4 protein-coding genes are annotated in these 8,000 nt (G+C 37.3%); 1 reads left to right on the top strand and 3 read right to left on the bottom strand.

Features of this window, described 5'->3' with window-relative positions; translation table 11 throughout:
* Positions 1–56: 56 nt before the first annotated feature.
* The 3 genes from KKA81_09245 to KKA81_09235 all read right to left on the bottom strand — a co-directional run bounded on the left by KKA81_09245 (position 57) and on the right by KKA81_09235 (position 6,320).
* Positions 57–1,637 carry a T9SS type A sorting domain-containing protein gene (locus KKA81_09245; GenBank protein MBU2651106.1) on the bottom strand — a complete coding sequence of 527 codons (1,581 nt, stop codon included), beginning with the start codon at positions 1,635–1,637 and terminating at the stop codon, positions 57–59.
* A gap of 12 nt (positions 1,638–1,649) precedes the next feature.
* Entirely contained in the window at positions 1,650–5,843 is a 4,194-nt protein-coding gene (locus KKA81_09240; protein MBU2651105.1) for a T9SS type A sorting domain-containing protein, read from the bottom strand.
* Between the two features lie 87 nt (positions 5,844–5,930).
* Positions 5,931–6,320, bottom strand: coding sequence for a hypothetical protein (locus tag KKA81_09235; GenBank protein MBU2651104.1), 390 nt, complete (start codon positions 6,318–6,320; stop codon positions 5,931–5,933).
* Between the two features lie 261 nt (positions 6,321–6,581).
* Between KKA81_09235 and rlmD the strand changes: the two genes are divergently transcribed.
* Complete coding sequence (rlmD, locus tag KKA81_09230) at positions 6,582–7,988, top strand: 23S rRNA (uracil(1939)-C(5))-methyltransferase RlmD (protein ID MBU2651103.1); 1,407 nt, start codon at positions 6,582–6,584, stop codon at positions 7,986–7,988.
* Positions 7,989–8,000: the final 12 nt, after the last annotated feature.

Here is an 8,000-nt window from a genome sequence, read left to right as displayed (position 1 = left end):
ATAGTAAATACAGAATACAGAATACAGAATTGCCAAAATCCTTTCCTTCCGCCCCTCTAATCGCAGACAACCACCTTCTTTCTCCCCAAAACCACCTTCCCTTCTTTCAGCACCACAAAATACACCCCGGGTGTGTAGTCGGAAACATCGATGCGTATCTGCGATTGCCCGGAAGGGATTTTTACCGATTCAATAAGTCTTCCCCAGATATCGTATAAATAAATTGATCCACCTTCGCTCGATCCTCCGCCATAGGCTTTGGTCGACGATGGAAAGCTTCGGTGGATGAGGCAATTAATTTCTTCGCTGGCCGGGTTCGGAAATATAAATAAGTCATCTTTATTTTTTATACCAGGTATTCTTTTTATCCCTACTGTTGGGTCACAGCCAGGCGTATCGCAGCCGACACTATCCAGTTTTAATATCCATATATCCTGAGTTCCTGTATCTGGCATTATCGGATAAATGTACCCCCCCAGCATATAACCATGATCATTAGTATTCACAATATCATAAAAATAGTTTTCACTATCTTTTCCTTTAATTATGTAATATTGACGATACCAAAGACTATCACCATCATTATCAATTTTAAAAACCCATCCAGACACTTCCGGGTATTCATGCGTATAGTTAAAACCTATTGAAATCAATGTTTCATTATAAGAATTTTTTATATTTTGTAGAAATTTTCTAATGGAACTCACTCCATATTTGTTATTCCATATTATTGTTCCATAATTATTGATTTTTAAAACATTTATTCGACTATATGCTTTATCGATAGAAAACATTGAATCAGCATAACAAGTAGCTATAGTAATATTCCCATCCTGAGAGATATTAACGGTTGGATAGTAATCCATATACGGTCCACCGAGATTCTTTGTCCATTCCGTATTGCCAAGGCTGTCCGTTTTATAAATTATCGGATCAGCAGTGATGGATTGCCCGGGAATATACCGGTAGTTACCCAAAACATAGCCTCCATCACTTGCCCTGACCACGCTTCTGCCTTCATTTATGCCGCCATTGCTAAACCTCCTTGTCCAAAGCATCTTCCCTTCTTTATCAATCTTTGACAGGATGGCCTTACTGTTATCACCAAAATAATATTCAATTCCGGATACGATCATCGAACTGTCGGGACAGATATTAAGCTGGAGAAATGTAATGGATGTATCCAAAGGCATTATTTTATCGCCATATTCATTTATCCAAATCACATCCCAATTTGAGTCGAATTTGATCAGCAGGCCTTTATGGTAGAACAGATCATTTGAAATACATCCTTTGCTTCCTGCATAGAAATACGTTGAATCTGCCCGCATTTTGGTTGAACCCGGGTATCCGCAATAATAATCACCAGTTTCGCTCTTTACTATTTTTGTCCACACTTCATTCCCTTGAAGATCTATTTTAAGTAACCCTATCTGATGCCAATAGAAATCAACGGTGTCTCCTGTTATTCCAACAATGACATATCCGTCATTTTGCGGCAGAATTGAATGAGTAGTATTCCAGGTAGGTGGATGATAAAATGACAGGCGTTTACTGAAATAATCCTGGGCAGGCAGTATAAAGACGCTAATTAAAACAAAATAAGCAAGTAAAATATTTTTTATTTGTTTACTCATTCACTTGAAGTTTTATCTTGTGATCAATATTTTGTGGGATTCTATTATTTTATTGTTGGTACTGAATCGAAACAAATAAATGCCCGGCATCAGGTTTCTGGTATCAATAATGGAGTATCTTGTATCTGCAAGAGCTATTGTATTTAAATACTCTCCCATACCAATGAATATTTCTAAAATTGCATCATCAACATTTTCTTTACTCTCAATAATAACATAGTATTTTGAAGGATTCGGATAAATTTTATAAAATGAATTGTTTTCATTGATGTTAAAATCTTGATTGTTGTTTGTTGATTCATTGCTTTTCAGCCCTGTTTGCGGTAGAATATATGGTTCATAATAGGTTAGGGTATCAAAAAAACTCAATATATTCCTTGAATAGGCACCAACAACTCCTTCTGAATTATTTGTAATATAATATAATTGGGCTTTTTCTATGGAATCTAACTGGTATAAATTCCCATTTCTTTCGCATAATCCTAACATAATATCAAAATATTCGCCTGTCAACTGATGTTCAAACACTTGATCATTGTTCATTAAAAACTCGACTGGAATATTATTGAGTGTTAACATCGCATTTGCAGTATCCCATTGAGATAAGTATTCAAAAGCTAGCCTGTATTTGCTATTAATATCAGACTCGCCGGATAACAATAAAATGATACTATCCATTGAAGAGTTTATATGGATGGTATCGCTTTTGTAATACCTGATCATCTGGTTAAATGTAAAACTGCAAAGGCTTTTATAGAAAGAGTATGATGACTCAAGGGCTTCTTTCTCGCCAATTATAAAAAGTCCCTGATTGATTTGATCGAGCATATCTCCAGATAACTTCAAAGACCGGTTATCAACAGCATCCATGACTTTTCTTGATTTAGCGGATTGTGGATTAGCCGTAAGAATTTCAGTAATCATAACCGAAGGAAGAACATCCTCTTTGTCCACAGCACTAATCATAACAGTATCTGATAAATATGGAGATTTAGTTAACAATTCATTTCGAATTTCAAGGACCTCCGGTGGTATACTATTTTGTACTTCTTCCGATAATTCATCAGTATTTCCACCGTCCACTAAAATGTTTAATAAATTATCTATGGAATCTGCTTTCTGTTCATAATATATCTTTTGCATAGCCAGATTTTGCATATCTATTGTAGAATTAAGATTTGATGGGCAGTTAGTATTTTTATCATATTCAGCATTATAACCGGAAGGAAGTGGTGTTATATTGTAATAATATTGCGGTACAATTCTAATTGTCTGAGGCCCTGAATGATGATAATACTGAATTGGTGCACAATCATTATAATAATCCGAAAATTCATTTCCGATTGCTGGATTATAGGCATAACTAAAAATATTGCTTGCTGGTGCAAGAGGATAGTTATTTACACTACCTTGATCTTCTCTTATTCCATAATCTTCACTATTTAACCAGCAGGTTGTAACAGCAAAGTCATAAATATTTTTCATATTATCATTACAAAGAATTTGTAAACCTTTTTCACCATCTGAACTCTTATTTAGGTTTTGGGCGAGTATTCCTATGTAAAGCTGGGCAAAATAATTATTGTAGATTTGATTATCATTTGTCCCTGAATTGTTTACGACAATACCGATGCTCATCTCGCTTTCAAGGTAATCCATTCCCCAATGTGTATAAAACATATTTTCTTCAACTTGAAATCCTGTGCATTGATCTAAATATATGCCTCCAAATATATCATATGAATGATCGTTAGTGTCTACTTTTCTTATATTAAATGTATTACTGATAATTACCTGATCATCTATACCACTCATATATATTCCTGTACGATTATTAGTAAAAATTGAAGTATCGATGTGTATGTAATCATTTGGTCTGTTTGCCAAAGCATAAATTCCATAATCTAAATTCAGAAATTCGCATTGGTCGGTTTCAATACAAGGTTGCTGGCTGGGATTAATACAATAATCTGATATAAAGAAGTCAGAATTATAACTATATATTCCGATACCTTCAATATACTCATATGGACATGCTGCCATATTACTTATATTCGCGAAGGTACATCCTTTGAAATTAATTCCGTGAACATCGTTTAAAATAACATGTGATTCAACATCACAATTGAATCCGGTTGAGGCAAACTGAACATTTCTGAAATAACTTAAATTTGGTACCAGCTCTTCAGTAACCGGATTGAAATTATTATAGGGATAAAAATATACATCAACTACGTTATCTTTAAAAAAGGCATCCTTTGCCTGAACAATACCTCCTGAGTTCGAATATGAATGTTCTCCTTGTGCATACCTGATTGTTTCAATTGCAATTTCTGCTAATTCTATGCTTCCATTATTGATTATTTTAACAAAGCCCTGGTTTAAGCTTGGATATTGGCTTTGACTATAATTTCCCCAAACATCAATTCCTGGCCAAAATTGATTACAGGCTTTTGTTAGTAATCCTCCATCTATAATTAACCTGCCTCCTTGTTCTACGATAAGGTTTGCATTGGCACCGAATCCATAGTTACCTTTAATTGTTAGTTCAGCACCATTAATAATATAAACATCACCAAGTTTTATTTTCCAATCGTCATCCCAAAGAACAGGACCAGAGATATATTCAGGATAACTTGTTTGATCGCAATCAGTAAAAACTATAGCAAAGGTATAATCGGGAATATCTATTTCATCAACCGAAATAGTAACATAACATTCTACAGGACTACTTTCCTGACCACAAAAATGGATTGTAAAGGTTTCAAAGTCCTCCATGCCTATATTCATGGGAGGTAATGAAAGTTTTGAGAAGTTATTGGCATTTGGTCCTGAAAAACTAATGTCCGGAATTGGAGGCCATGTCCCTTCCTCTGCTTTAAGGTTTAATTGAGCATTCCCTTTATTTTCTATTCTTATTTCGAAGTTTTGAGCTTGTGGATTGCCAACATTATAAAATGTATAAAAACCGCCATTAGAAACTATTTGATTGTTGCACTTAACCCTCATTAACGGTTTAACAGGCTTTCCATGATAATATTGGTCGTATGGGCCAATTCTTTCATCATTGTCATTGCTATCCTCTTCATCCTCTGTTCCTGAAGCACAATAACAATCATTTTGAAGATCTTCTTCTCTGTCGCATAATCCCCAATTATAATATCCGTCTTTATCCTTATCAACACAAAGTGTTTCATATTCAACCGGACCTGTTGGATACATTTCAATTGGTACTTTAAACGCATAAACCATATTTTCTATATACATATCATTATACGACGGCTCGGGTGAAAGAGCCAATGGCATATTTATATATCCTTGATCCCCATAACCTATGCCATGACTATTTTTGCATATCCAATAAGTCCTGCCGTAATCGTCTGTCTCAAAACCCACCAGTGCCACTACATGTTCGGTAAGTGTTTTAGAATTGCTCCAATTCTCAATGGTAATAATTAATGGTCCATTTTCTATCAGTAAGGATTTTAGATAATCTGACTTAGTAAGGCCAAAATTCGGTGCCGAATTGATATAATAAACTTCTCTACCGGTAGACATTACAGTGATTTTCTCTTCTCCCTGGGGACATTTTGGATCCGGTGTAAAATCTGAACAATCGTTTCCCATCCCGTAGCATCGCGGATCATCATAAGGCCAGCAATCCTCGTCAACAATTCCTGAATTCTCAATATAGGCCAATACCCAGGTTACTTCTTTCCCAAAGTTGGAATTACATTCACAACCAACATATCCTGGATTACTTTCATCATATTGACTGCAATTGAATGCATCTTTTTCAGATAGCCTTATATTATCCCTTGTATCAATATGCTCATTAAAAAACAAATTAATCATGGCTTCAAGTACGGCAACCGTTCCAAAGATCGCACAACTTGCACAACCACCCTGATGTACAACTCCGGTAATCCAACCACTTTGATCATCACTATTATCCCAATATTTAGAATCCATGTGATGAGCATCATGTTTTTCTCTCCAATCAAAACTAAGGACTAAATCTGAACTTTCAACCGGAATGCTATTCTCCTTAATAACATCAATAAACCTACCATTTGCATAGAAATCCAATCCAAGAAGATTATATTTATCTCCAAATGTTGCTTTCTTCTCATAATAATACTGTTTTACAAAAAATGTTGTATCAGCTATCCATTCCCAACCCCGCTCATTAATATATGAGTTCATGTTAAAAATTTTCTCCAGGTCTTTGTTTTTCTTTGATGCATATTGAAGGCTGTCAAGGTTTTCCTGGTAAGTTTCAGAATCAGATATTTAGTATAATTCCAAAGATGCTCCAATTAGATAAATTTTCAAATATTCCGGTAAAAAACCATCCAGGTATGAAGTTTCATCACTTTCTTCGGAAAACGAATAGTGATTCGAAGTAACAATCATGGGATAAGACTCAAACACCATATATTCCAACGAATCCTCGTTTCCAACCACTACTCTTACTATACTGGTTTCGGTATTCAACTGAACGTTTCCGCTGATCTTCAGGCTGTAAAGCGTATCATTCGGCCCAAAAGGATGCAAAACCGCATCAGCGGTAAAGGTGCTGTCAATCACAATGGTTTGGGAGTGTGAATTCATGGAAAGAGCACAAATGATTAATAATGTAATCATTATAATAATTGTAACAGAGGAGGCGATCTGTTTCATGATGATTATTTTGTGATTGTTGATAATTCTATAAAGATATGGAGAGTTTTTTGATAAGTCAAGAGGGAGAAATTGTCGATTCTGTATTCTGTATTCTGTATTTACAATAGGATATACAATTGAGAATTTGCTATTTACAATGCATTGACAATATCAAATCGCATATTGCCAATCCAATTGTAAATACAGAATACAGAATACAGAATTGACAATCCCATTTCCTCCCGATGCTCTTTATCTTTATCTTTGCTCTCTTTAACCATGAAGAAAAGAAGGAATAAACCGGTTATAATAGAAAACCTGGAGATCCTGGATGCCGGATCCGAAGGGAAAGCTGTTGGAAGATTTGAAAACCGGGTGGTTTTTGTCCCTTATGCCGTTCCGGGAGATGTATGCGATATAATGGTGATCAAAAGCAAAAACAACTACATGGAAGGGAGGGTTGATGCGATAAAACATTATTCTGACAAAAGGATGGATCCCCGTTGCATACATTTCGGAGTTTGCGGTGGTTGCAAGTGGCAAAATATGCAGTACCAACACCAGCTTTTTTATAAGCAAAAACAGGTGGAAGACAACCTGCGCCGGATCGGTCACCTGGATCTTCCCAAAATCTCCCCTATCCTTCCTTCGGAAGATATCTTCCACTATCGTAACAAGATGGAGTATACCTTTATGAACCGCAAATGGTTCACCGATCCGGCTGAAATGGATAGTGACAATAACCGCAATGGCCTGGGGTTCCATCTACCCGGTAAATTCGACAAGATACTTGACCTGAAGGAATGTCACCTTCAGGATGATACGGGCAACAGGATCAGGCTTGAGGCCCGTAAATATGCCCTGGAACATAATTTTACCTTTCACGATATCCGCTCTTATGACGGTTTCCTGCGAAACCTCATTATCCGCAACACCACAACCGGCGAATGGATGGTTATTTTGATCACCGGGGAGGACAGGCCCGAAGAGACCTTTGCCTTCCTGGATCATCTTAAAAACAAATTCCCGGAGATCACCTCATTGCAATATGTGGTCAACCCCAAGCATAATCCCGATATCTCCGATCTGGAAGTCAGGCTTTACCACGGCTCTCCCTGGATAACCGAGAAAATGGGGAACCTGGTTTTCAGGATAGGCCCTAAATCATTTTTCCAGACCAACAGTCACCAGGCATTCAGGCTTTACCAGGTTGCCATCGAATTTGCCGGCCTCACAGGAAAGGAAGTTGTTTACGACCTCTACACAGGAACAGGAACCATTGCCACTTTCCTGGCCGGAAAAGCATCCAAAGTGATCGGCATAGAAAACGTGGAGGCTGCTGTGGAGGATGCACGGGTCAATGCGGAAATTAACGGGATCAGCAATGTTTTCTTCTTCGCCGGTGACATCGCTTCCATCCTGGATGATGACTTTACCAATACCCATGGAAAACCCCAGGTGATCATCACCGACCCACCCCGCTCGGGAATGGTTGAAAAAGTAATACGACAAATTCTCGAAATCCAACCCGGAAAAATCGTGTATATCTCCTGTAACCCCGCTACCCAGGCCCGCGACCTGGCAATCCTGTCGGAAAAATACAAAATCACCCGCGTCCAGCCCGTCGATATGTTCCCGCATACACAGCATGTGGAAAATGTGGTGTTGTTAGGGATTAGGGATTAGGGGCTGGGGGCT

The organism is Bacteroidota bacterium (assembly GCA_018831055.1).
Taxonomy (GTDB): Bacteria; Bacteroidota; Bacteroidia; order Bacteroidales; family B18-G4; genus M55B132.
This window is presented reverse-complemented; position numbering and strand designations above follow the sequence as displayed.

What these genes read in the sequence shown, in the direction of transcription:
- KKA81_09240 (MBU2651105.1), bottom strand. Translation starts at nt 5,843, where the DNA reads ATGAACTCATATATTAATGAGCGGGGTTGGGAATGGATAGCTGATACA.
- KKA81_09245 (MBU2651106.1), bottom strand. Translation starts at nt 1,637, where the DNA reads ATGAGTAAACAAATAAAAAATATTTTACTTGCTTATTTTGTTTTAATT.
- KKA81_09235 (MBU2651104.1), bottom strand. Translation starts at nt 6,320, where the DNA reads ATGAAACAGATCGCCTCCTCTGTTACAATTATTATAATGATTACATTA.
- rlmD (MBU2651103.1), top strand. Translation starts at nt 6,582, where the DNA reads ATGAAGAAAAGAAGGAATAAACCGGTTATAATAGAAAACCTGGAGATC.